At 33.6% G+C, this 26,572-nt stretch carries 23 protein-coding genes and 2 tRNA genes; 10 read left to right on the top strand and 15 right to left on the bottom strand.

All coding sequences use genetic code 11. The features are described from left to right. Nucleotides 1-202 precede the first annotated feature (202 nt). Complete coding sequence (cobT, locus tag QZU90_RS04310) at nt 203-1,267, top strand: nicotinate mononucleotide-dependent phosphoribosyltransferase CobT (RefSeq protein WP_296855737.1); 1,065 nt, start codon at nt 203-205, stop codon at nt 1,265-1,267. Between the two features lie 153 nt (nt 1,268-1,420). Here the strand turns inward: cobT and QZU90_RS04305 are convergent, their stop codons facing one another. The 4 genes from QZU90_RS04305 to QZU90_RS04290 form a co-directional block, all read right to left on the bottom strand. After that, nucleotides 1,421-1,618, bottom strand: coding sequence for an LSM domain-containing protein (locus QZU90_RS04305; protein ID WP_292779312.1), 198 nt, complete (start codon nt 1,616-1,618; stop codon nt 1,421-1,423). Nucleotides 1,619-1,816: 198 nt separating this feature from the next. After that, nucleotides 1,817-1,963 (bottom strand): hypothetical protein, encoded by a 147-nt coding sequence (locus QZU90_RS04300; protein WP_295608065.1) that lies wholly within the window; start codon nt 1,961-1,963, stop codon nt 1,817-1,819. A gap of 129 nt (nt 1,964-2,092) precedes the next feature. After that, nucleotides 2,093-2,872 (bottom strand): 5'/3'-nucleotidase SurE, encoded by a 780-nt coding sequence (gene surE / locus QZU90_RS04295; protein ID WP_295608067.1) that lies wholly within the window; start codon nt 2,870-2,872, stop codon nt 2,093-2,095. Nucleotides 2,873-3,010: 138 nt separating this feature from the next. Further along, on the bottom strand, nt 3,011-3,709 hold the full coding sequence (locus tag QZU90_RS04290; RefSeq protein WP_295608069.1) for a thymidylate synthase: 699 nt from the start codon (nt 3,707-3,709) through the stop codon (nt 3,011-3,013). A gap of 342 nt (nt 3,710-4,051) precedes the next feature. On the opposite strand from QZU90_RS04290, the gene QZU90_RS09675 reads away from it, so the two are divergent. Further along, on the top strand, nt 4,052-5,185 hold the full coding sequence (locus QZU90_RS09675; RefSeq protein WP_295608071.1) for a restriction endonuclease: 1,134 nt from the start codon (nt 4,052-4,054) through the stop codon (nt 5,183-5,185). 251 nt (nt 5,186-5,436) lie between these two features. Here the strand turns inward: QZU90_RS09675 and QZU90_RS04280 are convergent. Both QZU90_RS04280 and QZU90_RS04275 read right to left on the bottom strand, forming a co-directional pair. Further along, nucleotides 5,437-5,508: transfer RNA gene (locus QZU90_RS04280), tRNA-Val, on the bottom strand. 128 nt (nt 5,509-5,636) lie between these two features. Beyond that, a tRNA-Val gene (locus QZU90_RS04275) sits at nt 5,637-5,708 on the bottom strand. A gap of 310 nt (nt 5,709-6,018) precedes the next feature. Here QZU90_RS04275 and QZU90_RS04270 point away from each other — a divergent pair. Next, the gene (locus tag QZU90_RS04270) at nt 6,019-6,942 is read left to right on the top strand and encodes a branched-chain amino acid transaminase (RefSeq protein ID WP_295608073.1); all 924 of its coding nucleotides are present in this window, start codon (nt 6,019-6,021) and stop codon (nt 6,940-6,942) included. An 84-nt stretch (nt 6,943-7,026) separates the two neighbouring features. Further along, entirely contained in the window at nt 7,027-7,851 is an 825-nt protein-coding gene (locus tag QZU90_RS04265) for an undecaprenyl-diphosphate phosphatase (RefSeq protein ID WP_296855734.1), read from the top strand. 295 nt (nt 7,852-8,146) lie between these two features. On the opposite strand, the gene QZU90_RS04260 is transcribed toward QZU90_RS04265, so the two are convergent. Beyond that, nucleotides 8,147-9,148, bottom strand: coding sequence for a methanogenesis marker 12 protein (locus QZU90_RS04260; protein WP_296855732.1), 1,002 nt, complete (start codon nt 9,146-9,148; stop codon nt 8,147-8,149). A gap of 287 nt (nt 9,149-9,435) precedes the next feature. After that, nucleotides 9,436-10,431, bottom strand: a complete 996-nt coding sequence (gene ilvC / locus QZU90_RS04255) for a ketol-acid reductoisomerase (RefSeq protein ID WP_296855730.1) — start codon at nt 10,429-10,431, stop codon at nt 9,436-9,438. Between the two features lie 314 nt (nt 10,432-10,745). Here ilvC and QZU90_RS04250 point away from each other — a divergent pair, with 314 nt between their 5' ends. Further along, nucleotides 10,746-12,143 carry an MATE family efflux transporter gene (locus QZU90_RS04250; protein ID WP_296855728.1) on the top strand — a complete coding sequence of 466 codons (1,398 nt, stop codon included), beginning with the start codon at nt 10,746-10,748 and terminating at the stop codon, nt 12,141-12,143. A gap of 124 nt (nt 12,144-12,267) precedes the next feature. Here QZU90_RS04250 and ilvN read toward each other — a convergent pair whose 3' ends face one another. After that, nucleotides 12,268-12,759: an acetolactate synthase small subunit gene (ilvN, locus tag QZU90_RS04245; protein WP_296855726.1), complete on the bottom strand. Its 492-nt coding sequence runs from the start codon at nt 12,757-12,759 to the stop codon at nt 12,268-12,270. Between the two features lies 1 nt (nt 12,760). Continuing rightward, nucleotides 12,761-14,509 (bottom strand): acetolactate synthase large subunit, encoded by a 1,749-nt coding sequence (locus QZU90_RS04240; RefSeq protein WP_296855724.1) that lies wholly within the window; start codon nt 14,507-14,509, stop codon nt 12,761-12,763. A gap of 275 nt (nt 14,510-14,784) precedes the next feature. Between QZU90_RS04240 and purD the strand changes: the two genes are divergently transcribed. From purD to QZU90_RS04215, 5 genes are all read left to right on the top strand, one after another. Continuing rightward, on the top strand, nt 14,785-16,101 hold the full coding sequence (gene purD / locus QZU90_RS04235) for a phosphoribosylamine--glycine ligase (RefSeq protein ID WP_296855722.1): 1,317 nt from the start codon (nt 14,785-14,787) through the stop codon (nt 16,099-16,101). Nucleotides 16,102-16,234: 133 nt separating this feature from the next. Continuing rightward, the gene (locus QZU90_RS04230) at nt 16,235-17,224 is read left to right on the top strand and encodes a hypothetical protein (RefSeq protein WP_296855720.1); all 990 of its coding nucleotides are present in this window, start codon (nt 16,235-16,237) and stop codon (nt 17,222-17,224) included. 258 nt (nt 17,225-17,482) lie between these two features. Further along, complete coding sequence (gene argF / locus QZU90_RS04225) at nt 17,483-18,400, top strand: ornithine carbamoyltransferase (protein WP_295608084.1); 918 nt, start codon at nt 17,483-17,485, stop codon at nt 18,398-18,400. Nucleotides 18,401-18,561: 161 nt separating this feature from the next. Next, on the top strand, nt 18,562-19,548 hold the full coding sequence (locus QZU90_RS04220) for a tetratricopeptide repeat protein (RefSeq protein ID WP_295608086.1): 987 nt from the start codon (nt 18,562-18,564) through the stop codon (nt 19,546-19,548). A gap of 47 nt (nt 19,549-19,595) precedes the next feature. Continuing rightward, nucleotides 19,596-20,252 carry a queuosine precursor transporter gene (locus QZU90_RS04215; protein ID WP_295608088.1) on the top strand — a complete coding sequence of 219 codons (657 nt, stop codon included), beginning with the start codon at nt 19,596-19,598 and terminating at the stop codon, nt 20,250-20,252. A 155-nt stretch (nt 20,253-20,407) separates the two neighbouring features. Here QZU90_RS04215 and argS read toward each other — a convergent pair whose 3' ends face one another. The 5 genes from argS to hcp form a co-directional block, all read right to left on the bottom strand. Beyond that, nucleotides 20,408-22,129, bottom strand: a complete 1,722-nt coding sequence (gene argS / locus QZU90_RS04210) for an arginine--tRNA ligase (protein ID WP_295608090.1) — start codon at nt 22,127-22,129, stop codon at nt 20,408-20,410. A gap of 211 nt (nt 22,130-22,340) precedes the next feature. Further along, entirely contained in the window at nt 22,341-22,766 is a 426-nt protein-coding gene (locus tag QZU90_RS04205) for a signal peptidase I (RefSeq protein ID WP_295608092.1), read from the bottom strand. A gap of 222 nt (nt 22,767-22,988) precedes the next feature. Beyond that, the gene (gene ilvD / locus QZU90_RS04200) at nt 22,989-24,644 is read right to left on the bottom strand and encodes a dihydroxy-acid dehydratase (RefSeq protein WP_295608094.1); all 1,656 of its coding nucleotides are present in this window, start codon (nt 24,642-24,644) and stop codon (nt 22,989-22,991) included. Nucleotides 24,645-24,844: 200 nt separating this feature from the next. After that, nucleotides 24,845-25,168, bottom strand: a complete 324-nt coding sequence (locus QZU90_RS04195; RefSeq protein WP_394350202.1) for a cupin domain-containing protein — start codon at nt 25,166-25,168, stop codon at nt 24,845-24,847. Nucleotides 25,169-25,252: 84 nt separating this feature from the next. Next, the gene (hcp, locus tag QZU90_RS04190) at nt 25,253-26,551 is read right to left on the bottom strand and encodes a hydroxylamine reductase (RefSeq protein ID WP_295608096.1); all 1,299 of its coding nucleotides are present in this window, start codon (nt 26,549-26,551) and stop codon (nt 25,253-25,255) included. Nucleotides 26,552-26,572 lie beyond the last annotated feature (21 nt).

The following is a 26,572-nucleotide window of genomic DNA, read 5'->3' as shown; positions in this document are numbered from 1 at the left end:
AAAAATTTTAAAAATGAATAAAATCAGTTCATATAAAGTATATTAACATACATTTATATAATTTTTACCAATAATATATTTATAGAACTAAGTTAATTAATTTAATCAAGAATTGACAATGCGAATTGAAATAAGAATTGACAATAATTTTAATTAATTTATCAAAATACGTTAAAAAATTTATGAAATTCAAGATGATAAAATGATAGAAGGATTGAAAACTTACGGATCAGACAAACTTGTAAAAGAATTGCCAGACTTGAAAAACCCGATTTTTATTTGTACAATAGCTACAACTGAAACCTCAAAGATTCCAGGACTTACTGGTGCTGGAGCTACTCCAGAACTTACCAAATACACCCCTGCTGGAGATGCGGAACTTATTTTGGATGGAGAGGTCAAATGTATGACAGACATCCCTCAAACAATCATTGGGGAAGTTGTAACTCCTACCCCATCAATGATTACAAAAGGTTCCCTCGCACTTTGTGACTGTCCTGTTATGGTTTTGGATGCAGGAAGTGAAATCAAGGCAAACTCTGATGTATTTGACATAAGCGATGGAAAGCATGGAAAAGACATTAGAACAGGTAATGCTGTTGAAGACCCTGAAGAGCTTTTTGAAAAAGGATTTGAACTTGCAGAAATCCTATCTGAAAAGCATGATTACATTGTAATTGGAGAAAGCCTACCTGCAGGTACAACCACTGCTCTTGGAGTATTGGTTGGACTTGGCTATGATGCAAAAGGAAAAGTCAGCGGTTGCATGGACACAAATCCTCATGAAATGAAAAATGCAATTGTTGAAGAGGGATTGAAAAACGCAGGATTGGAAGAATCCAAAGAAAATGATCCTTTTGATGTGGTTAGGGCTGTTGGAGACCCTATGCTTCCAGCTGTTGCAGGAGTGCTTATGGGTGCGAAAGTGCCTGTTGTATTGGCTGGAGGAACTCAACTCACTGCTGCATGTGCAATTGCAAAGGCATTGGATCCGGCCTTTGATTTCTCAAACAGTTGCCTTGCAACTACTGCATTTGTAGTGAAAGATAACACTGCAGACATGCTTAATATTGTAGAGCAAATAGGAGATATCACTGTAAATGCTGTAAACCCTAACTTTGAAATTTCCAGAGTAGAAGGGCTTAAGAACTATACACAAGGATTCATCAAGGAGGGTGCTGGTGCTGGAGGAGCTATGTTCTTGGCTCTTATGCTTGGAAACAGCATCGATGAAATCAGAGAATCCATTGAAGATGCTTGTAGTTAAATTATAATTAATTTAACTATATTTTTTTAAAAAAAGTAATTATTCGTAACTATTAAAACAGATGTTTAAAATCTAAAAGTGAATTTAAAAAGAGAATTTGGTCATAAAAATAGAAAAAATAGATTTAAGAAAAATAGAAAAAGAGAAATAGATTTATTCTTGAATAGAAATAAATGCTATTTTTCCGCCTTTAATAACTTTTAAACCTTCACCATCATCTAAAACTAAGTTTAAAAAGTTATCAATGGTAATTATTTTTCCTTCTACTTCTTCCCAGTTTTTTAAACCAATAAGAACATCTTTGCCTTTGAATCTAGCAAATTGTTTGTTTACTTGGAAATTGTCACTCATTATATAGCCTCTTTAAATTATAAAAATAAAATCTTAATTTAATTGAATAATATTCGTAAAATATTATTTATATTTAATCTATTATAAACTTATTTAATTAATTTATCAAATTAATCAATTGAAATAAGAATTGAATTAATTGAAATAAGAATAGAATAAATTGAAATAAGAATAGATTAAGAAACAATAATGACTAAATTAGTTTAAATTTAACTCATTTAAAAGTTTATCTCTTTCTTTTCTAAGCTCTTTTAAAAGCTTTTCATCATTGCACCCTTCTTTTTCCAATTTTGCTAAAGTGTGTGTAACAGCTTGTAATGTAGCTTCAAGTTGGTTTACAGACATGTTTTATCTCCTAAAATTTTTTATAAATTGAATTTAATTATCTTAATTATCCCAATTATTTTAATTATAATTAATTTTACTATGTATCTTATATTATATATTGTTTGTGTATTATGAAATAAAATTTAATCATTTGTCATACCATGCATTTAAGGCATCCAAATCATGAGCCATATCCAAGATCAAAGGAGTCAATGTAGGCACATTCTCCTCTAAAAGGACATAGTCATCACTGTCTTTAGGATTTCCTTCGTAAAAAGCGCCATCAATCCAATAATAAGGTCTTCCCCTTGGGTCTATACGCATTTCAACAACAGGCTCATACATTCTTGTAGCCAATGGACATATTTTAGGTTCATAGGAATCAGGATCAGCTGGAACATTCAAGTTCAATATGTCAACCCCTTCTGGAAATCCATTATCAATGACTTTTTGGATAAGTTCCCTTAAGACCTTTTGGCTTGATGAAAAGTCAATTTCAATATGGCCTTCATCAAACTTGATATTGTCATCAGGAGTGTGCTGGCTCACAGCAATTGCAGGAATTCCAAGAGAAGCAGCCTCTGTTGCAGCACCAATTGTACCAGAGGTGGATAGTTCTCCTTTACCTGTGTTTCTTCCAGTGTTTATTCCAGAAATCACCAAGTCAGGCCAATCATCCATTATTTCATAAATGCCTATAGTCACTGCATCTGTAGGAGTTCCAGTCACCCCATATCCAATGTCACCATCTCTCAAATTGACTTCATTCACCCTAATAGGTTCAACAAGAGTCAATGCATGACCGATTCCGCTTTGCTGTTTAGATGGTGCAACCACAAAGGTTTTTCCAAATTCATCAGCAACTTGCTTAGCTGCTAAAATTCCTGATGCATCTACACCATCATCATTAGATAATAAAATTTTCATACGAATCAACAAACAATAAAAATTAGAAAAATATGATAAAATTATTTCCTCTCGAATTAAAATGATAAAATAAATTTATTCTCAATAAAATGAATAAAGAATAAAAAAAGAAGCTAATTTAAAACATTAGCTCTAAAATTATTTATTTGCAGAAATCAATTTTCTAGCTGCCCTCATATCATTGCTGTATATGTGGCCAGAAGTGGAATGGTAATGAAGACCACCGAAGTTTAGTTTATCTCCCATGATTTCCTTATTCACTTCCTCTTTCATTTTGATTCCAATGTATGTTATGAAAAACATGTTGGAATAAAATGCTCCGAAAATGTCATTGGAACGGAAGAAACAGTGAATGGTTAATTCCCCATCCCTGACAAGAATCTGTATAACCTGCAAGCAAGGAATGTCTTCCCTATCTCCATCCAATGCCGGGTCAATTGTAACAGCAACTGCACGATTACTTCCAGTAGCAGTTAGGATTCTTTGTTTCATGGTTTCAAATTGGTCTACACCAAAATGCTCCAAGATACGATTAGGATAAGTGTAAACAAAACCTTGATCATCTCTGATTTCAAAGGATTTAACATATTCATACAATGCGTCTCCTTTTATAGGGCATGAAGGAATATCAAATTTTCCGCTTTTGATCTCTTCCAACATCAATTCAGGAGTCATGTGCTGATATTTTGCTCTGAATTTTAAATCCAACGGATCATCAATATAATAATAATTACCAAGACTTTCTTTTAAATGATGATCACTGTCCTTATAGGTTTCCTTTCCTTCTTTTAAGATTTTATCAACAAAATCTAAGTAACATTGACCAATAGATAACATAATAAACGTTCCTTAAAATTATAATTAAAAAATAATCTAAATCTTTTAAAAATTAATGTTTAACTTTTAAAAATTAATGTTTAAATTTAATGTTTAATCAGATTATATAATTAATAATAATATATTTTTTCATGATTATAAATATTATGAAAAAATTTGAAAAAATGAAAAAAATTATGAAAATTAAATGAAGATATCAATGAAATTGATTAAAATGAGAAAAACTATGGAAATTGAATGATGATATTAGTGAAATTGATTAATTTTTTAGAAAAATTTAATAAAAATTATATATTGAGAAAATATAAATATATTATATTAAAATTAAGATAAGGTGAAACCGTGGAAAAGCCACAATTAGTGAATTTTATAGCTAAAGTTCTTGAAGATTCTGGCTTTAAAGTTTATAAAAATTTTAAGACATCACAACAGGTTGTAGACATATATGCAATCCTTCAAACATCCATGGGGGATTTTGGTTTAGTGGTTGCATGTAAAAACTACGATAAGGACTGGGAAGTTGGAATCGATGTTTTAAAGGAAATGGAAGTCATTGGTAAAAAACTTAGAGCCTCCAAAGTAGCTGTTGTAACCAGTTCCGGTTTTTCCTCTCAAGCGAAAAGATATGCTGAAGAGAGAAAGATCAAATTGATCGATAGAAACAACCTTGTCACTTTAGCTAAAAAATATTCAAATAAAAACAAGGAAACTAAGTCAAGATTAGACCGTGGAGCAAGCAGACTAACAGATATTGATAGCGATTCATTCTATAATAGAGATGTTAATAGAGATTATATTGACAATACATCAAATTATAATAGGGATTATGATGATGACAGGTCATATAATAGGCTTCAAGGTGCTTATGAAGGTTATGAGGAATTCTCTGAAGACATGGAATATTATGAGGATGAAGTGGGCGGATTGGAATTAAGTCATTACAGTGAGTATGATGATGACCTATACCGTGCTGAATTTTTAAATAAAACTCCAAGAGACAACTATTCAGGCCCAGCTAGCACATTATTTGCAAACCGTCAGCAACAAGCTCCAAAAAGAAGAAGGGCTCCGTCCCTTTCAGGAAATAGAAGAGTTGGCTCACTTAGCCAAAGAAGCAATAGGCCTACAAACAACCATAGTTTCTTCTCATCTTCTGACAATGCTTTAAGCAATTTTAGTGGACATGTTCCTCAAAAGCCAAGAAAACCTTGGGGAGAAATTATAAAACCTATATTAAGCAATCCTATAGCATCTGTTGCTGTGGTAGTCATCATTTCATATTTAATTGGATTTATCCTTGGAAAAATAGTAAAAGTGCCTACAGGATACTTAGGTATTGCTGAACTAGTAATAGCATTGATTTTGTCTTATGGTATCGTATTATACTCAGACAAAGAAGCGGATGTTTTAGTAAAAGGATCAATCGTGTTCTTTATTTCATTAGTAATAATTATGATATTGATTGTTGCTTTCTAAATCAGTGCTTTTACACAAAGCGTTTCAACCAAATCTTAATTTAAATTTTTTAAACCACTATTTTTATTTTTATTTTTTTCATTATTCTTATTTAAAAAAAATTACTTATTTCATCTTTTTTATCTGATTTTAAAAATTAGTTTTTAAAAAAAATAATTATTCTATCATTAACGAACAGATGAATGGGAACTAAAAATAGCTAATTGAAAAGAAATGAATGATAAAAAAATTTCAAAAAAAAAGTTGAGAAGTGGTTCCGACGAGATTCGAACTCGTGATCCTCTCGTTGTAAGCGAGATATCATACCCCTAGACCACGGAACCATTGCAAAAAAATAGAATTAAAGTTTATAAAAAAATTAATTCAAAAAATAAAGTAAAAAAAAATTTTCTCAAAAAATGAGAAAAAATTTTGGTCAAGGTTTTTGACCGAAGGTCAAAAAGCTTGGGAGTGGTTCCGACGAGATTCGAACTCGTGATCCTCTCGTTGTAAGCGAGATATCATACCCCTAGACCACGGAACCATACTACATAATAAATATTGTTAACATCTTATTTAAAACTTTCGATGGAAAAGATTTAAAATAAAAATCTTAGAGGTTATCTTAAAAAAATAAGCTATAAATGAATAAAATACAAAAATATCTAATGAAAAATCCTTAAAATAAGCAATATATTTAAAATATAAAAAATAAATAGTTAATAAAGGAATTATTTTTTAAAAACTTTTAATCAACCCAAAGTGCTGATTAAATAAAACAATTCTTAACTAACTACATTGACATTAAAATTTGACATTAAATAAATACTTTTAAAAAAACAAAAGGTGAAAATATGGCATTTGATGAAAATTTAAAAGTTTGGATGGATGGAGAATTTGTAGCATTAAAAGATGCTAAAATCAGCGTTCTCTCTCACGTAGTCCACTATGGAACTGCAGTATTCGAAGGTATAAGATGTTATGAAACTGAAAATGGACCTGCTGTATTCCGTTTAAAAGAACACGTACAAAGATTATTTGATTCCGCTAAAATTTACAAAATGGAAATTCCATTTACTCAAGAGGAAATCTGTGATGCAATCATAGAAACCATTAAGGAAAACAACTTAAAAGGATGTTACATCAGACCAATCACTTTCAGAGGCTTTGGTGAATTAGGTGTAAACCCATTAAACTGTCCTGTAAACACTACCATTGCTGTGTGGGAATGGGGAGCATACATTGGAGAAGAGGAAATGGAACAAGGTGCAAACATCGGTATTTCCACCTGGAGAAAACCTGCACCAGGAACATTACCTGTTCTTGCAAAAGCTGCAGCTAACTACATGAACTCCCAACTTGCTAACTTGGAAGCAGGAGAACATGGATACGATGAAGCTATACAATTAGATTATCATGGACATGTTGCAGAAGGTAGTGGAGAAAACATTTTCATCGTAGAAAATGGAAAAATCATCACTCCAGATTTAGGTTCTTCCATTCTTAGAGGAATTACCAGGGACAGTATCATGACCATTGCAAAAGACTTAGGTTATGAAGTTTCTGAAGAAACCATCTCAAGAGAAAGATTATACTTAGCTGATGAAGTATTCTTTACTGGAAGTGCAGCAGAAGTTACTCCAATCCGTGCAATTGACAACAGACAAATTGGTATTGGATCAAGAGGACCTGTAACTAAAGAATTGCAAGAAAAATACTTCGATGCAGTATATGGAAGATCTGAAGACATTCATAATTGGTTAACTTATGTCGAATAGACATGAGTTAATTAAATTTTTTTTAAAACTTTTTAAGACTTAACTGAATTAAAATTCTTATAAAAAAATAAACGAGTTGAAATAATGGATATTTTTCAAGCAATAATCATTGGACTTGTCCAAGGATTAACTGAATTTCTGCCTGTAAGCAGTTCTGCTCATTTGATTTTTGCTCAACAGGCATTAGGCGTAAGCGATGTAGGACTTGCCTTTGATGTGTTGATGCACGTAGGAACCCTTGTGGCTGTAATAGTGTATTTCTTTAATGATATTGTAAATATGATTAAAGGATTCCTTTTAAGTCTTGTTGACTTAAAGAACGGGAATTTCATGGGAGAAATCAAGAAAGACCCTTACAAGAAATTGGCTTGGCTTACAATATTGGCTACCATTCCTGTAGGTGTTGTGGGAGTATTGTTCAACGATATGATTGAATCAATGTTTCAGGGATTGACCATACCTGCATTCCTACTTTTAGTAACCGGTTGTCTTTTATATGCATCCCAAAGAATGAACAGCGGCAGAATAGATGTTAGAAACGTGACCATTAAAGAAGCTCTTATCATGGGATGCGGACAAGCATTAGCTGTATTGCCAGGACTTTCTCGTTCAGGTACCACAATAGCTGCTGGATTGTTTGCAGGATTGGATAAGGAATTTGCAGCAAAATTCAGTTTCATCTTATCAATTCCAGCAATTTTAGGTGCGGCGGTTTTCCAACTCAAGGATTTAAGCGGAGGAAATATTGAAATAGGTGCTTGCATTGCAGGATTTGTCGTTGCAGTTATTTCAGGATACTTAGCTATTAGCGTATTGCTTAAAATCGTTAGAGAAAAAAGCTTGGACATATTCGCATACTACTGTTGGATTGTAGGATTAATCGTCTTGATTGGAAGTTTAATACTCTAATCAACTTAAAAAAAAAGTTTAGAGAATATTTCTCTAAATTTTACTATTTTTATTTTTTTATTTATTTCATGAAATTTATTATATAATCATTTTAAAAAATTATTTATCCCTATTTTAAAATAGCTATTTTTAATTTTCTATTGTAGAAAAAATTTTTATAAAAAAGAAAAAATAATGTGTATTTTTTTAAAGCATGAATTTTAAAGTCTTTTTTTAAAAAATTTAAAATCAAAGAATACAGAAAAAAATAGAAAAATAGTTTAAAAAAAATATATTGTATACAACTTGTATACAATTAAAGCTCAACTTTTATACCCATGATTTCTCTTTTTCCATGAGCAATATCCCTTGCAATCTGTGCTGCACCAATAGCTCCAGATTCGCTTGAAATGATCTTGGTTGGGTACTTGTTCTTGAAGTACTTGTTCAACTCTTTCTCAAAATCAACAGGATCTTTCATAGAACCCATAGACCCTGTAAGAACAATTCCTTCAATCTCATTTTTACTGACTGCTATCAATCCTGCTATTTCCATAGCTACAGTCATTATCATAGTGTCGATAGCAAGCTTTGCTTTCTCATCACCATTTCTGTAATTGTTTAAAAGCTCATCCTTCATGAATGCAACCTTATTGTCAATTCCAGCAATCTTTATAGCTCCTGCATGTGAGAAGCATTCATTTGCTGTGCGTTTTCCATCATCGATGTCCCGAATCATTTCCAAGTCAAGAGGACCATGAACAACACCCATTGCACCGCAACAAGCATCAATAGCTCCTTTTATAATGCCATCTTCAACAAGCAAGTCAACGCTGTTGGAACTGATGTCTGCAACAATCATGTTTTCCCAATTGGTTTCAAGATAAGCGTTATAGACAATGCTTATTTTTTCAGGGCTTGCATGATGGGAATAAGCTGCTCTGAATAATGGGTCTAGCCACTCGCAATTCTTATGAATTCCTGGAATCATCAATACCGGCAAGTCAGCATTTTCAATTTCTGAATAAACTGATGTTCCTCCACCAGTTACCTTACCTGCACCGCCAATTGAAAGAATTCCTCTGTTTTCAACCCTTTCCATTGGAAGAATGGTGCTGATTCCATCCCCCATTGCATAAGTGATAATCATTAATTCAATATCATCCAAATCTATACGTTTAGACAACTCTTCAATAGCTGACACTTTTCCAGCCTTACTATCTTCACGAGATATCTTAAAAACATCAAGAACTTGCCTCTCATTCATTATTGCAAATGAAATGCCGGTAGTTCCATGATCCATACCTACAAATACCATTTTAATCACAATAAATTTTTTAAAATTTTAAAGAATAATAATTTAAAATTTGAAATTAATTAGAGTTTTCATTAGTTAATTTAGATATATTTGGCATAGTTTAAAAACTTTTATATAATATTTAAAAACAAGAAGTATTTAAAAAGTTTGAAAGAAAAATTTGATAAAAATAGATAATATTGTAAAAATAACTAAAAAAAGAAAAAATAAAAAAGAAAGAAGAAACTAGTATAGTAACTAGTAAAAAATTTTGGTCAAGGTTTTTAGCCGAAGGCTAAAAAGCTTGGTTATTCATCTTCTTTTTGTAATCCACAAGCAATTCTTAATCTTTTACCGACAATTTCGATGTCTTCTTTTTCTTCAGCAGCTCTCATTTCTTTTAAGTTTGCTGCATCAGTTGCGTTTTCATCTGCAAATTGTTTTTTGAAGGTTCCATCTTGGATTTCGGTTAAGATTGCTTTCATTTCAGCTTTAGTAGCATCAGTGATAATTCTGTTACCTCTGGTTAATCCACCGTATTCAGCAGTGTTACTTACATCATGCCACATTCCAGCCATACCGTTTTCGTAGATATCATCTACAATGAGTTTTACTTCGTGACAGGTTTCAAAGTAAGCGATTTCAGGTTGGTAACCTGCTTCTACTAAAGTTTCAAATCCTGCTTTGATAAGTGCACTGAGTCCACCACATAATACTGCTTGTTCACCGAATAAGTCAGTTTCAGTTTCTTCTTGGAAGGTGGTTTCAATTACACCTGCTCTGGTAAGGCCAACAGCTTTTGCCATACCTAATGCAATTTGCAATGCGTCACCGGTAGCATCTTGTTCAATAGCTACGAGACCAGGAATACCGAAACCGTCTAAGTAAGTGGTTCTGACACGAGAACCAGGTCCTTTAGGTGCAAACATTACAATGTTTACATCTTCTCCAGGTTGGATTAATCCAAAGTGAATGTTGTAACCGTGAGAGAATGAAATTGTGTTTCCAGCTTCAACATAAGGAGCGATTTGTTCTTTGTAAACTTTTTCTTGGGTTTCATCAGGTAATAAGATGTGGATAATGTCTGCAGCTTCAGCAGCTTCTTCAATAGTTTTTACATTCATTCCATCATCAACAGCTTTTTGCCAGGATGAACCTCCTTCTCTAAGACCAACAATTACATTTAATCCACTGTCAGCCATGTTTCTAGATTGACCACGTCCTTGACTTCCATATCCGATTACAGCAATGGTTTTGTCTGCAACGACTTCTGCGTCAACATCGTCATCATAATACATTTTCATATTAAAGACTCCTTTTTTGTTTTTTAATAATTTTATAAATTTAATAGTAAGGTTTTATCGTTTTAATTTTTAAACAATAAACCAATATATTCAATAGAGAAATTAGTTTATTGAAACGTTTACTAATTTTAGTATTAAATATAATGTTTATATATTTAATTTAATAGTTTATAAAACTTATCAATAGAATAATTGATAGCTCAGATGATATCTTTTAAATATTTTATACAACAATTATATATTGATAAAGATATATAATGAAATACTGTAAGAATTATTTTTAGAAAATGTTATGATTAAGGGGAAAAGGATTAATGAGCGAAAATAAAGAAAAGAATAAAAATATTGAGGTAATTACTGGAGATCCGAAAAGGGCTATAAGAAAGCTTAGTGTGCCTATGATGGTTTCCATGCTATTGATTATGATGTATAACCTTGCAGACAGCATATGGGTAGCTGGTATCGGTTCAGATGCATTGGCTGCAATTGGATTCATCACACCACTATTCATGGTTCTTGTAGGACTAGGAAACGGTATCGGTTCAGGTGCAAACTCACTTATAGCAAGATATATCGGTGCAAATAATTTCGGACAGGCAAACAATGCAGGTTTGCATGCAATCGTACTTTCAATAGTTGTATCTCTCATATTTACAGTTATAATGACTGTATTAATGGTTCCTATTCTACAACTTATGGGAGCAGGCGATACAATAGGATATGCACTCGATTACGGTTACATTATCTTTGGATTCCTATTCATCTTTGTTTTCTCAGGAGTATTGTCTGCAATATTCAGATCTGAAGGAGATATGAGAAGAGCAACAATAGCTATTGCAGTTACAGCTATACTCAACATTATCTTAGACCCTATTTTCATTTATGTATTGGATTTAGGAATCGTAGGAGCTGCTTGGGCAACAATCATCTCATGTACAATGTCAATTCTTGTAATGAGCTATTGGATTTGGGGTAAAAAAGACCTTTTTCTTGATTTAAACCCTAAAAACTTTAAATACAATAGTGGAATTCTAATTGACACCCTTCAAGTGGCTATCCCTTCAACCCTTGAAAACGTAATCTTCTCAGCACTTGCAATCATAATCAATTCCATGCTTGTTATTACAGCTGGAACTGATGCAGTGGCTGTATATACCGCTTCCATGAGGATTGTTCAATTATGTATGATACCATTGATAGGTATTGGAACAGCTGTTCTTACAGTAGCAGGAGTGGCATACGGTGCACATAATTATAAAAACCTTAAGATTGGACATAGTTACTCTATTAAATTAGGATTTGCAGTATCAATCTTGCTTGGAGCAATCATGGTTATTTTCTCAAGCCAAATTGCTACAGCATTCAGTTATACAAACGCAAGTGCAGGACTTTCATCACAAATCGCAACTGCAATCAGCATATTAAGCTTTTTTGTGCTTGCAATTCCTCATGGTATTATGTCTTCAATGATGTTCCAAGGAGTTGGAAAGGGAACATACTCACTTATCATTACCCTTCTTAGATCACTTATCTTGGAATCTGTTTTAGCATACCTATTCTGCTTTATCTTTGGATGGGGAGTAATTGGAATATATGCTGGAGTAGTGCTTGGTTGTTTCCTTGGAGGAACAGTTGGATATGTATGGGCTAAATTCTTCATTAGAAAGTTCGAAAAGATATCCAAAGACAGGTACGATGGCGTAGAGTCATAAAAAAAGAAAAATAAAACTAAATAAAAAATTTTTTTTAAAAAATTATTAAAAATAGATAAATAAAATAATTAAAAATTGGTTTTATTTTAAAAAATAAAAAAAGTAGTTAAGAGAAATCCCTTAACTAGTGATGACCTCTTGCAATAGCAGTAGGTCCAGTACGAGCTATTTTTTTGATTCCAAATGGCTTAAGCAATCTTAAGAATGAATCGATCTTTTCAGGATTGCCTGTAACTTCCATTGTAATGAAATCATCACATACATCAATGATTTTTGCCTTGAAAATATCTGCATATTCTATAATCTCAGACCTTGATTTTTCTCGTGTGGTCTTAACTTTAACTAAGCAAAGCTCTCTTTTTAAAACATAATCAGGGTCAAGATCCTTGATTTTTACAACATCAACAAGCTTGTGCAATTGCTTGATGACTTGTTCCAAGACCTTTTCATCGCCTTTTACAACGAAAACCATTCTAGCCAAACCTTCAACTTCAGATGTCCCTACGGTAATGCTGTCAATGTTAAATCCACGTCTATTCAATAATCCTGCAACATTTTGAAGTACACCTGGCTTGTGTTCAACTAAAGTACTGATAACATGAGATTTTTCGCTCATTCTATTTTCCTCCTTCTGCATATTGGGAATCTTTAGAAAGCTCCTTGTCATCTAAATAATCAACTTCAACATCACTTTCATATTTATACTCACCAAGAAGGTCATTTATTCCTCCACCTGGTGGGAACATTGGAATGAACTCATTCTTCTCAACAGTAATGTCTACTAAAATAGCTTCATTATCTTTCAATGCTTTGGATAAGACCTCTTGAGTCTTGCCTACTTCTTCGACCCTTACTGCATTGATGCCGTAACTTTCAGCTAATTTAACAAAATCAGGAGTGCTTCCCATATCAGTTTGGGAGTATCTTTGGTTGTACATCTTGTTTTGCCATTGGTAAACCATTCCTAATTTTCTGTTGTTTAACATAGCGATAACTACAGGAATATCATACTCCTTGATTGTAGCCAATTCTTGAGAAACCATTAGGAATCCTCCATCACCTACAATTGCAAGCACTGCATCATCTGGACATGCAACTTTTGCACCAATAGCTGCTGGGAAACCGAATCCCATAGTTCCAAGACCTCCTGAAGATATGAACTTGCGAGGTTTTGAAATGTCCAAGAAATGTGCCGCCCACATTTGGTGAAGACCTACATCAGTGGTTACAATGGTATCTTCAGTAATTGAGTTTGCAATTTCCTTGATTACCTGTTGAGGTTTTAATGGAATATCATCATAACTTACTCTTGGTATTGTAGATTTCTTAAATTCTACAATAGATTTTAACCAAGCATTCTTATCGCTTGGTTTTGCTTCAAGCTCTTTAATCAATTGATTCAATACAATCTTAGCATCACCTACAATAGGCAAGTCTACAGCAACATTCTTACCAATCTCTGCAGGATCTATGTCAATGTGGATAACCTTAGCGTTAGGTATGAACTCTTCCAGTTTACCGGTAGTTCTGTCAGAGAATCTGCAACCAATTGCAAGAAGGCAATCTGTTTTATTGATATTTTGATTAGCTACTTGCTTTCCATGCATACCAAGCATTCCCATGGACAAGTCATCCTTCTCATCAACAATACCTTTACCCATCAATGTAGTAGCTATAGGAGCATTGATCAATTCTGCAAGTTTCTTGACTTCCTCATTAGCACCGGATAAAATGGTACCTCCACCTGCTAAAATAAATGGCCTTTCTGCTTCAAGAAGCATTTTAGCAGCTTTTGCAATTTGTTTAGAATTACCTTTCACAGTAGGCTTATAACCAGGAGTTGGAATTGTTCCCAATACATAATCATCCAATTCTTGCTCTTGCACTTCTTTAGGAACATCGATTAATACAGGTCCGCATCTGCCAGTTGAAGCGATTTCAAAACTGGTATTTATGATGCTTGGAATATCGTTTGCGTCTTTTGGCTGATAGGAATGTTTAGTGATAGGCATTGTAATACCCATGATGTCTACTTCCTGAAATGCATCATTACCGATTAAATTACTTACAACCTGTCCGGTAATTGCAATAAGTGGAGATGAATCCATATATGCATTTGCAATACCAGTGACCAAGTTTGTTGCACCAGGTCCGGAAGTAGCTAAACAGACACCAACTTTACCAGAAGCTCTTGCATAACCTTCTGCAGCATGTGCTGCACATTGTTCATGTCTAACAAGTATATGCCTTAAATCTGAATCATATAGCATGTCATAAAATGGAATTACGGTACCTCCAGGGTAACCGAAAATGGTGTCAACACCCTTATCCATTAAAGCTTTAATAATAGCGTCTCCGCCTCTCATTTTCAACCATCCTTTTCATTTTAATAAATTTAATAATCATGATTTTAATTTTAGAAAATCCTGTTTTGAAAAACAAAAAATTTTCATCAAATTTTATTCAATTATTTGTAATATAATAATATATATCTTAAGATAGATATAAATATTAACATATGTTTTTTAAAAAATATATACTAATAAAAACATAAATCATAATAATAAGGATTTTAATTTTTTATTGACATGAAAAATTAATCTGAAATATTAAACTCAAAACTCTTGAATGGAGATTAAAAATGAAAGTATTAGTTGTTGGAACCGGTGCAAGAGAACATGCAATCTGTGATGCATTGATAAAAGATGATGTAGAATTATATGCTTACATGAGCAAGAACAATCCTGGAATCAGTAAAATATCCACTTTTAAGAAGGGAGATGAAGGGGAAGTTGATGAAGTGGCTAAATTCGCAAAGGAAAATGAAATCGAATTGGCTGTAATCGGACCTGAAGCTCCTCTTGGAAAAGGAATTGTAAATGCTCTTGAAGCGGTTGGAGTCCCTTGTGTTGGACCAGCACAAGAATCCGCAAGAATTGAAACTGACAAATCCTTTATGAGAAACCTCTTTCAAAAATACCAAATCAAAGGATCATTGACCTACAAGGTATTTGATAATTATGAAGACATCAGCGCTTTCCTTGATGAATATGAAAAGGACGTTGTAGTGAAACCTGTAGGATTGACTGGCGGTAAAGGGGTAAAAATCGTAGGTGACCACCTTAAAGACAACCAAGATGCAAAAGCTTATGCAAAGGAAGTTATGGATAATGCGATGGGCGGATTTGCACAAGTAATCATTGAAGAGAAAGTCGTTGGAGAGGAATTCACCATCCAAGCATTCTGTGATGGGGAAAACTTAGCTCCGATGCCTGCAGCTCAAGACCACCCTCATGCTTTTGAAAATGACCAAGGATTGATCACTGGTGGAATGGGTTCCTACTCTGATGTTGGTGGATTATTGCCATTCATGACTCAAAAGGATTACGATGAAGCTGTTGACATCATGAAAGAAACCTTAAAGGCAATAGCTAAGGAAACAACTCCTTACAAAGGAATTCTTTACGGCCAATTCATGTTATCCAATGAGGGCCCTAAATTAATTGAATACAATGCAAGATTCGGTGACCCTGAAGCAATGAACGTGCTTCCACTTTTAAAAACCTCAATGCTTGATATCTGTAAGGATATCGTTGCAGGAAATCTTGGTGAAGTTGAATTTGAAGACTTGGCTTCAGTATGCAAATACATAGTGCCTGACGGATACCCAGACACTCCTCATGCAGGAGAGCTCATTGAAGTGGATGAGGAAGCTATTGAAGCGCTTGGTGCAAAAGTGTTCTATGCAGCTGTAAGCCAAGAGGAAGATGGAATCCATCTTTCAGGTTCAAGAGCTTTAGGAATTGTTGCTCAAGGAGAAAGCATTGCTGAAGCTGAAAAAATAGCTGAAGAAGCTTGTAACATAGTTGAAGGAAATGTTTACCATAGAAGAGACGTTGGAACTGCAGCTTTAATCCAAAAACGTATCGATCATATGGAAGCAATCAGAAACGAATAAGCTTTTAATCTGTTTTAGATTGATAGCTAAAGGTTAATTAGTTATTCATTAACTAATTAACAACTAATACTTTATAACAATAAAACTATTGGAACACTTAAAATTTAGATTAAACAATTAATTCGGTGATTTTATGTCTAAATCAACAAAGTCTATAAATGCTACCTTGAAAAAGGTGAAGAAATTAGAAAGACAAGGGAAATACCAAAAGGCATTAAAGCTTTGTGACGAATATTTAGACAATGCTATCGCTGAAACCCTAATTTTATTAAAAATAGATCTCCTTGTTGAATATTACAATAACGATTATTTTATAGGATTGATAAATGAATATAAAATCAAATTAACTCATTTTTTAGAAGAAGGCCAAGAAATAGAGCTTTTAAAAATCTACAATACCCTTGACAATTATCTTGAACTCAAAACCCAAAACTTGGCAAATGAGGGCATCGTCAAGTCATACCTTGCTGGGGGATTGTTGATTGATAATCTGGAAACCATTCTTGTATTGAATGAAATGGTCAAGGACAATTATGAAAGCATAAAAAATGATGAGGAATTCATTGAAAACAAGGTTCCTCAAGAGCTTAAGAACTTTGTGGAAAATGTTTCAAAAACATCCTATCAATACTTAGAACTCATTTTAGAAAATCCCAAAGAGCAAATAGCAAGTTCCAATTTCAATCTCGATGCAATCAAATCTAAATTGAGACAATTCCTTGAACCTAAAAAAGAAGATGCTAAATTGGATTCAAGTGAAGATAAAATTGATGATTTATTGCCTGAAATTGGAAAAGATGAAGAAGATACTGCTTGTGAAAAAGCAGATGAAATATCTGAGCTTGAAGAGAAAAGTGTAGTTACTTTAGGAGAAATAATCAACCCTATAGAGAATGATGATGAGGACATTCTAGAAACAGAGGATAAGACTGAATTTGCTAAAGAATACAGCATTGAAGAAGAAATCCAAGGCCTTAAAGAAATCATTTCATATTTGAATGACAAGAATCAGTTCAAGAAAGCATTGGTATATCAAAGAAGACTTGTTAAATTGGCAAGAGAGGAAAACATAAAACCACAACGTGAAGCTGATTTGAAGCAAAGAACACTTTCTGACTTTTAATGTGATTGTCAGAAAAAATGCTTTAATATATTTTTAATGTAATGTAATCATTAATTTTTTACAATTATTTTTAGATATTTTTTTTAACTATTTTTTTTAGCATTTTATAAAAAGCATACGCTTTTAAAGTGATAAGTTTTAATATTATTAAAAATAAATATTTAATTTTATTATACTAAAAATTAATATAAAGCAATACGCTATTTTTAATTTTTAGTGAATTTTTAAGATTTAAATAATTTTTATGAAGGAGTCTAAATGAGAAGTCTATTATCAGTAAGTGATATTGAAGATGAAGTCACTAGAATCTTAGATATTGCAAGTGACTTCAAAGCAGGAAAAATGGAGGAAAAACCTCTAAAAGATCAAAAGTTAGCAATGATTTTCCAAAAATCATCTACAAGAACAAGAGTTTCCTTTGAAGTTGGAATGTATGAATTAGGCGGAACTGCATTGTTCCTATCCACTAACGATATCCAATTGGGAAGAGGGGAACCTATTAAGGATACTGCAAAAGTCCTATCCAGATTCGTTGATGCAATCATGATTAGAGCTATTGAACACGATGATGTAATAGAGCTTAGGGATGAGGCAGATGTGCCAATCATAAACGGTTTAACCAATCTAGAACACCCTTGCCAAGCTTTGGCAGACATGTTGACTGTCAAGGAACATAAAGGAGGATTTGATGGAAAATTCGTTTATGTAGGTGATGGAAACAACGTATGCAACTCACTTTTATTAATCTGCGGATGTTTAGGAATGGACATGGCTGTTGCTTGTCCAGACGAATACAAGCCAAATGCAGAAATTGTAGCTAAAGCTAAAGAATATGCTGCAAAAAACAATTCCACTATCACAATTACAAGTGATGTAAAAGCTGCTGTTAGCGGTGCAGATGTTATCTATACTGATGTTTGGGTAAGTATGGGTGATGAAGCTGAAGCAGAGAAAAGAAGAGCTGACTTTAAGGAATATCAAGTAAATCAAGAACTTATTGATTTGGCAGATGATGACGTGATCTTCATGCACTGCTTGCCTGCAATAAGAGGAGAAGAGGTAAGCGCTGAAGTTATTGACGGCCCTCACTCTGTAGTGTATGACCAAGCTGAAAACAGAATGCATGCACAAAAAGGAGTATTGTACTACTTCTTGAAAGAATTGCAAAACCAATAATCAATCTGATTTAAAATGATATAATCTATGCTGATTAGACAATTTGACGACTCCATAATCATTTAAAAAATATCTGATTTAGAGAATTTAAAGATTCCAATATCATTTAAAAAATTTTCAAAAAACAATTTAATTATAGTATTTAGGGAAAGGGTGGAAACATGGACTTTAATGACCCTGCATTAGAACACTTAGTAAATAAAATTACAATTGCACTCCAAGAAAACAATAGGGAAGAGGCAGCAAGATACATGGATATCATCATTGAAGAGTATCCGGAAGTGGCGAATATCTTAATGAATTCTATAGAATTCCAAACATTGATGGCTGAAAATGAGGAAATAGTTGAAAATGAATCTCATGCATTAAGTGATGAAGATATCATCAAGCCTGGAAACAGCATGGAAATCGATGAGCAAAGAGTCATTGATGACATGAACGCAATGTTGGATATTGAGCCTACAACTGCTCAGGAATTCATTCAAAAAGGTACTGTCTTGACAATTACAGAGCAATTTGAAGATGCTTTAGACTGCTTCAATAATGCATTGGAATTAGATCCGAATAACCTTTCCGCATTAATTTCAAAAGGAAACACTTACGAACTTATGGAAAATTACGAAGAGGCTTCCAAGGTCTATGACATTGTTATGGATGTGGAAGTAAGTGGAATTTACGATTTAATGAGTAAAGGATATGTCCTTGAAAATCATCAAAGATTTGAAGATGCCTTAAAAACCTATAATAAGGCTCTCAAATCTGACAAAAACAATTCAAACATTCTATTTTTAAAAGGAAGCTGTTTAATCAAGCTTCAAAAGCATAATGAAGCTGTTCAAACCTTAGATGAATGCATTGAAAGATACAGCGACAACCCATACGAAACAATTTTCGAATTGGAGAATGCATACCACAACAAAGGTGTTGCATTGCATGCCTTAGAGGAAGATGACGAAGCTCTTGAAGCATTCTCTCTTGCACTTGGAATCAATCCAAACTATCACTACTCCTATTATGAGATTGGAATAATCCAAGAGGACAGGGAGAAATATGAAAGCGCTTTGAAAAACTATGAAAAATTCCTTGAATTCGACAACACTGACTCTGAAGTAGTGGAAGCGAAAGAAAGAGTAGAGAAATTGATATAATATTATCAAATTTTTGGCAAAATTATATTTTAAATATGGGTGGTAATGTGAGTTTTTTGAAAAATAAGCCAAGCCAAATGGAATTATATCCAATAATTACTGCATTGTTTTGCGGATGCCTTATAATTTCAAACATTCTTGCTTCAAAAACATTTTCATTATACGATATAATATTGCCATGCGGCGTTGTCATATTCCCACTTGTATATATTGTAGGAGATGTGCTAACTGAAATCTATGGATTTACACTTGCAAAAAGAACCATCTATTTAGGTTTTATAATAAATTTAATAGCTGTCATAGCATATCAGATAGCCATATTCTTACCTGGAACAGATCTTGCAACTTCAAATGCATTCAGCATTATTTTAGGAAGCACTCCAAGAATATTGATTGCAAGTTTAATATCATACCTTGTAGGATCTTATGTAAACGCTTATTTTATGAAAATACTAAAGGAAAGATACACAGATTACCTATTTGCAAGATGTTCAATAAGCACATTGTTTGGTGAAGGATTGGATGCAATAATCTTCATTACAATTGCATTTGCAGGATTAATGCCTAATGAGGTTTTGATTACAATGATAATCTGTCAAGGCGCATTCAAGATAATTTATGAAATCATTGTTTATCCAATAACCAGAACTGTAATCAATTGGATAAAGTCACTTGATGATACACCATTTGCAAAAATAGCTTAAAATAAATCCAACATCATCAAAAAAAATAAAAAATATCTAATTTTAAAAATAATAAAAAAAGTAGTTGAAGAGCATATCACTCTCCACTATAAGAAAGAATTTTGGTCAAGGTTTTGCAGGCCGAAGGCCTGGAAAAGCTTGGTGGAAAAGCTTGGCTACATTAACTCAGGAGCACTAACTCCTAAAATGTCCAATGCATTTCTTAAGGTGATTCTAGCCTTTTCAACTAAAATCAATCTTGCACTTTCCACATCAGAACCGATTACCTGTTCTGATTTGTAGAATCTGTTGAATGCACCAGCTAAGTCTTGACAGTATTGAGCAATTGGATGAACTCTTTTTATGTTTGCTGAATCTTCAATCAAGCTTGGGAACTTAGCAATCAATTTTACCAATTCTTTCTCATTGTCATCCAATGACCAGTTTTCTTCAGCTTTGAGACTTGCTAAATCAATATCTTTTTCATCTTGAGCTTTTCTAAGTAATTTGCAAGCTCTTGCATGAGCGTATTGAATTGAAGCGCAACCTCTTTCAAAGCTTAAGGCTTCATCCCATTTGAAAGTGATGTGTTTTTCAGGGGATAACCTTGCAATGTAATATCTGATTGCACCGATACCAATCTCTTCAGCAATCTCATCAATGGTTTCCTCATCGAGATCAGGTCTTCTTGAGACAATTTCTTCCTTAGCTCTCTTTACAGCTTCATCCATCAATTCGTCTACAGATATGAACACTCCTCTTCTTGTAGACATGGAACCTTCAGGTAATGTAATGAATTCATAGAAGATAACTTCCATCTTGTCACTGTTAGGTTCAATCTCTTCGAGTATTTCAAGAGCGAGTTCCACTTGTCTTGCAGCCAATTTATGGTCAGAACCGAAGATGTCCAATACCTTATCGCATTTCTTGCATTTGTAAATGTGATATGCAATGTCTCTTGTAGAATATAAGCTTGTTCCATCTGCTCTTCTTAAGACAAGATGCTTGTCAATGCCATATTCAGTCAAGTCAAGGTATAATACATCCTCTTTTCTTGCATAACCGATTTCATACAATTCATTGGTGATCTTGTCAACAATGCCTGTCCTTACGAATTGTCCTTCCCAAACAAATGCATCATGCTTTACATTCATTCTTTTCAAGGTTTCCTTTACACCTTCAAGACAACTGTTAACAGCATATTCGAACTTTTCATCAAGGTCTGATGGGCCACCTTCATATTTTCTGATGGTTGCATCTACTCCTTCACCTAAGGACTCATCCTCTTTTAGCATTTGATTGACTTTAAAGTATAATTCTCCAACTTTGTGGTCAATCTTTTCAGCTGGTTGGTCTTCAAGTTTCAATCCAAGCTCTTCCATACCGAAAACAATCATAGCCAATTGTCTTCCCATATCGTTTACATAGTATTGGGTATCCACTTCTCTACCTGCTGTGGTTAAAAGTCTTCTTAAGGAATCCCCTAAAACAGAGTTTCTGATGTGACCAATATGCAATGGACCGTTAGGGTTAGCTGAAGTGTGTTCCAAAATGATTTTTTCATCAACTTTTGGAAGTTCACCATAATCCTCATCTACAGAATCCAACAATTGCTTTGCAAAGATATCATGATTGATGAAGAAATTTACATAAGGGCCAGTAGCTTCAACCTTTTCAAAAATTTCAGGAAGTTCTATTTTTTCTACAACTTCAGGAGCAATTAAATTTGGAGCCTTTCTTAAATGTTTAGCCAATTGGAAAGAAACAGTGCTGGCCAAATCACCTAACTCTGGATTAGGTGGAAACTCCAATTTAATTTCATCTTCAAAATCACAGTCGAATTGATCAACTGCTTTTTTTAAAGCTTCTTGAGCTTCAGATTTTATTTTAAAGTACATATAAACACCGATAAATATAAATTTTTAATTGATTGAAAATGGATTTCATTAAAACATTAAAAATAGCTTCCACCATAGGCAAAAACCAAAGCCATTTTCTATAAAAAAATTATTATAAAAATAATAAAAATAACGATTAATTAAAATTGATTTAATATATGAAACTATTATTTAAAATTACCATATAATCAATATAATTAACCTTAAAATATTAAAGTCCTCTTATCCATATGGAGATGTATCCTATTTTAGGAATAATTACAGGTTGGCCATTAAAAGTTAAGACTCTAGAGGTAATCTGACTTTCAGTTACCCAATAAGGGTCTGCAACATCATTATTATCCCCTTTTATCTTAAAGACTGTAGTGCTATTTATTTGACCTTTTTCAATCACTCTATGGATAACCGGCCCATCATGCCAAGCTGCATTGTAGACTACAATGTCTCCAACTTCAACTTCATCTGGATTGAACTCCTGCAATCCAAGTAAGTTTGCTTTTTCAAGCACTACAATATCTCCCCTATACATAACAGGTTCCATACTGCCGGATACAACTACATTCAAGTGTTGTGCAGCAATAAGAACAAGGATGATAAGGACAATATAAACTGCTATTTCTTTTAAATCTATATCCAAAATAACACCTTTTCATATTTTTTTTAATTATTAAGATAATTATAAAAATTAAAAATTCTTTTTTCCAAAGAAAAAATTTTTAATACTATTATAATATGAATATTATATACTCTAAAATATTTAAATTTATTTAAAAAAAGGATAAAAAGTTAAAAGGATAAAAAGTTCTACTAGAAATGATAGAATAACTTTTGAAAATTAAAAAAAAGAAAAATAATGAAGCTATCTTAAGATAGCCCCTTCGTCTGCAGAGGATACTGAACGTCTGTAGATGTTTAGCCATCCTTTGACCTTTTTCTCAGGAAGATCTGCATTTGCAATTCTTTCCTTGATTTCCTCATCAGACAATTCAACATTCAAGTTACCGTTTGTGATGTCGATTTCAATTATGTCTCCATCTTTGAGTGCTGCAATTGGTCCGCCACTCATCGCTTCAGGAGATACGTGACCTATGCAAGGACCTCTTGTTCCTCCAGAGAAACGTCCATCTGTAATGAGTCCAACATTCTTGATACCCATTCCCATAATAGCGGAAGTTGGGTTTAGCATCTCTCTCATTCCAGGACCTCCTTTTGGACCTTCACATCTGATTACAAGAATGTCCCCTTCCTTAAGCTCATGATTGAAAATAGCTTCAACAGCATCCTCTTCACTATTATAGACTTTAGCAGGGCCTTTTAGTTGCATCATGTCTTCAGGTACAGCTGCAGACTTTACAATTGAACCGTTTGGAGCAAGGTTACCTTTAAGTACAGTAAGTCCTCCAGCTTCGTGAATAGGATCATCAAGTGTATGAATGACACCATTTCCAGTGACTTTTGCATCTTTCAAATTTTCTTCCAATGTTTTTCCAGTACAGGTCATGACTGAAGTGTCTAATTTTGACTCTATAGTTTTCAATACTGCAGGAATACCTCCGTCAGCATGCAAGTCTGCCATGGTGTCTTCTCCTGCAGGAGATAAAAGTGCAATATGAGCTACCTTATCACTGATTTCATCAAATAAATCCAAGTCTGCATGAACTTGCTTTTCTTCTAGTTCATATGCAATAGCTGGAATATGCAATGCTGTGTTACTTGATCCACCAAGAGCCATATCCATTGCAATAGCGTTTTCAAATGCTGCTTGAGTCATGATGTCAGATGGCTTTAAGTCCTCTTTTACCATTTCTACAATTCTTTTACCGCTAGCTACAGCCAATTCCTTTTTCTTATCACTTAATGCAAGAGCTGTAGCACAGGTAGGCAAGCTCATACCAAGAGTTTCAGTGACACATGCCATGGTGTTTGCAGTAAATAATCCAGAACAGCTTCCAGCTCCAGGACAAGCACAGCATTCCAATTCATATAGTTCCTCTTCAGTAATCTTTCCAGAGGACAATTCACCGACTGCTTCAAATACAGTGATCAAGTCTGCATTCTTGTCATTGTATTTTCCAGGTTCCATTGGTCCACCGGTTACAAAGATGGATGGAACATCAAGTCTTGCAGCAGCCATAAGCATACCTGGAACAACCTTATCACAACTTGGAATCATTACAAGACCGTCAAAGCAATGCCCCATTGTCATGCTCTCTACAGTGCTTACTACGATTTCACGTGAAGCAAGTGAATATTTCATACCCTCGTGGTTCATTGCAATACCATCACAGATAGCCATGGTATCAAATTCAAATGGAATTCCTCCAGCTACCCTAATACCTTCCTTTACATATTCCACTAATTCCCTAAGGTGAATATGGCCAGGTACAATGTCAGTGTAACTGTTTGCAATACCAATGAATGGTTTTTCAAAATCATCATCCTTCAATCCACAAGCACGTAAAAGAGATCTGTGTGGTGCTCTTTGGACTCCTGCTTTTACTTTATCACTGTTCATAATTATCATCCGAATAAATTGTAAATTAATTAAAATAATTTTTTTAATTTAAATCAAGAATTTAATGATTTACTAATTATTTATTAGTAATTAATCTTTATTAAATTTAATTTAAAATAGTTTAAAAATAGTAATTAAAAAGAGTTGAGATTGAAAAATAAAAATAGGTTTTGGAAAAAAAGAAAAAAAGTTGATTAAATCTAATCTGATTTAATCATTGTTAAAACCATTTTATATGGTCCGTTAACTGCTTGCAAAGCATGTGGAACATTTGCAGGCATGATGAGGAATTCCCCTTTCTTGACTGTGTGAGGTTCACCAGCCAATGTGATTTCCGCTTCACCATCGATTATTTGAACCATAGCATCAAAAGGAGCACTATGTTCACTTAATCCTTGTCCCTTGTCAAATGCAAATACAGTTACAGTACCAAGTTCCTTTTTGATTACTTCCATGCTCACAACTGAGCCTTCCTGATATTCAATCAAGCTTTCCAATTCGATTGGTTTTCCTTTTAAATCCATAGTAATTTCTCCTTTTAATTAATAGTTTAAGTTTTATATATGATTTTAATGTTTTGAATTTGTAAATAAAACAAATTATGGGATTTATCCCATAATCTTTTTGATATCTTCTTTTGGAGTTGATATTGGAGTCAAGTTGAAGTTTTCAACTAAAACATTCAATATGTCCTCATTAGCCCAAGCAGGAAGAACAGGTCCAATGAACATATCTGTTTTTCCAAGGTATAACAAGGTCCAGAGGATTGCAGCTGCCTTTTGTTCCATCCAACTTAATACAATGGTAAGAGGCAATTCATTCAATTCCATTTCAAACAATTCACATAATGCAACAGCAAGATCAATAGCTACAATAGCATCGTTACATTGACCTAAGTCCAATAGTCTTGGAATTCCTTCAATGTCTCCTAAGTCAAGGTCATTGAATCTGAACTTATTACAAGCGAGGGTTAATACAATTGTATCTTCTGGCAATTCCTTTACGAATTCTCTGTAATAGCTCATTCTTGGGTTTGGAGTGTCACAACCAGCTACAAGGAAGAATCTTTTTATTTTACCAGCAAGCACTAGTTCCTTGATTTGAGGTGCTAAGGATAAAATAGTGCTTAAACCGAAACCAGTAGTTACAGTAGAAAGCTCTTCAGCTTCAAGACCGCCTAATTCAATAGCTTTATCAATCAATGGCTTGAAGTCATAATCCTCAATTACCTGTGCACCAGGGATTTTTACGATATCCATAGTGAACAATCTTTCAGCATACTCAGGTTTTGGTAACAATACACAGTTGGTAGTACCTAAGATTGCTGCATTGTACTTGGAGAATATTTTCTTTTGATCAATCCAAGCTCCACCGATTTGACCTGCTAAAGATTCATATTTGTTTAACTCTGGGTAACCATGTGCAGGCAACATTTCACTGTGTGTGTAAACCTTTACACCAGTTCCTTCAGTTTGCTTTAATAATTCTTCTAAAGCCTTTAAGTCATGACCGGTTACTATAATAGCCGGACCTTCTTGAGCTCCTACTTTCACTTCAGTTGGCACTGGTTCACCAAAGTTTTTGATATGAGCTTCCTTAAGCATTTTCATGACCTTAAAGTTTGCTTCTCCAGAGTCAAGTCCTAATTGAACTAAATCTCCTACATCAAAGTTTACGTTGGTTAAAGTGGAGTATAATCCTTTAGTCAAGAATTCGTCTACACTATCATCAGTTACTCCTAATTCGTTGCAGTGGTAGTTGTAGGCAGAAATACCTTTCATTGCAAAGATCAAGTTGTCTTGAAGTCTTGCAACAGTACCATTTTTACCGCATACCCCTACATTTGTACATGCACTGCCTCTTGCAGTTTGGGAACATTGATAACAAAACATGTTGAAATCACTCATATAACACACATCCTTCTTTAA

This window comes from uncultured Methanobrevibacter sp., from assembly GCF_902784195.1.
Classification (GTDB): domain Archaea; phylum Methanobacteriota; class Methanobacteria; order Methanobacteriales; family Methanobacteriaceae; genus Methanobrevibacter.
Note: the sequence above shows the minus strand (reverse complement) of the source record. Positions and strands in the feature narration are given on the sequence as shown.

Excerpts from the sequence above, each read along its gene's own strand:
- cobT (WP_296855737.1), top strand. The coding sequence starts at position 203 with ATGATAGAAGGATTGAAAACTTACGGATCAGACAAACTTGTAAAAGAA.
- QZU90_RS04305 (WP_292779312.1), bottom strand. The coding sequence starts at position 1,618 with ATGAGTGACAATTTCCAAGTAAACAAACAATTTGCTAGATTCAAAGGC.
- QZU90_RS04300 (WP_295608065.1), bottom strand. The coding sequence starts at position 1,963 with ATGTCTGTAAACCAACTTGAAGCTACATTACAAGCTGTTACACACACT.
- surE (WP_295608067.1), bottom strand. The coding sequence starts at position 2,872 with ATGAAAATTTTATTATCTAATGATGATGGTGTAGATGCATCAGGAATT.
- QZU90_RS04290 (WP_295608069.1), bottom strand. The coding sequence starts at position 3,709 with ATGTTATCTATTGGTCAATGTTACTTAGATTTTGTTGATAAAATCTTA.
- QZU90_RS04270 (WP_295608073.1), top strand. The coding sequence starts at position 6,019 with ATGGCATTTGATGAAAATTTAAAAGTTTGGATGGATGGAGAATTTGTA.
- QZU90_RS04265 (WP_296855734.1), top strand. The coding sequence starts at position 7,027 with ATGGATATTTTTCAAGCAATAATCATTGGACTTGTCCAAGGATTAACT.
- QZU90_RS04260 (WP_296855732.1), bottom strand. The coding sequence starts at position 9,148 with ATGGTATTTGTAGGTATGGATCATGGAACTACCGGCATTTCATTTGCA.
- ilvC (WP_296855730.1), bottom strand. The coding sequence starts at position 10,431 with ATGAAAATGTATTATGATGACGATGTTGACGCAGAAGTCGTTGCAGAC.
- QZU90_RS04250 (WP_296855728.1), top strand. The coding sequence starts at position 10,746 with ATGAGCGAAAATAAAGAAAAGAATAAAAATATTGAGGTAATTACTGGA.
- ilvN (WP_296855726.1), bottom strand. The coding sequence starts at position 12,759 with ATGAGCGAAAAATCTCATGTTATCAGTACTTTAGTTGAACACAAGCCA.
- QZU90_RS04240 (WP_296855724.1), bottom strand. The coding sequence starts at position 14,509 with ATGAGAGGCGGAGACGCTATTATTAAAGCTTTAATGGATAAGGGTGTT.
- purD (WP_296855722.1), top strand. The coding sequence starts at position 14,785 with ATGAAAGTATTAGTTGTTGGAACCGGTGCAAGAGAACATGCAATCTGT.
- QZU90_RS04230 (WP_296855720.1), top strand. The coding sequence starts at position 16,235 with ATGTCTAAATCAACAAAGTCTATAAATGCTACCTTGAAAAAGGTGAAG.
- argF (WP_295608084.1), top strand. The coding sequence starts at position 17,483 with ATGAGAAGTCTATTATCAGTAAGTGATATTGAAGATGAAGTCACTAGA.
- QZU90_RS04220 (WP_295608086.1), top strand. The coding sequence starts at position 18,562 with ATGGACTTTAATGACCCTGCATTAGAACACTTAGTAAATAAAATTACA.
- argS (WP_295608090.1), bottom strand. The coding sequence starts at position 22,129 with ATGTACTTTAAAATAAAATCTGAAGCTCAAGAAGCTTTAAAAAAAGCA.
- ilvD (WP_295608094.1), bottom strand. The coding sequence starts at position 24,644 with ATGAACAGTGATAAAGTAAAAGCAGGAGTCCAAAGAGCACCACACAGA.
- QZU90_RS04195 (WP_394350202.1), bottom strand. The coding sequence starts at position 25,168 with ATGGATTTAAAAGGAAAACCAATCGAATTGGAAAGCTTGATTGAATAT.
- hcp (WP_295608096.1), bottom strand. The coding sequence starts at position 26,551 with ATGAGTGATTTCAACATGTTTTGTTATCAATGTTCCCAAACTGCAAGA.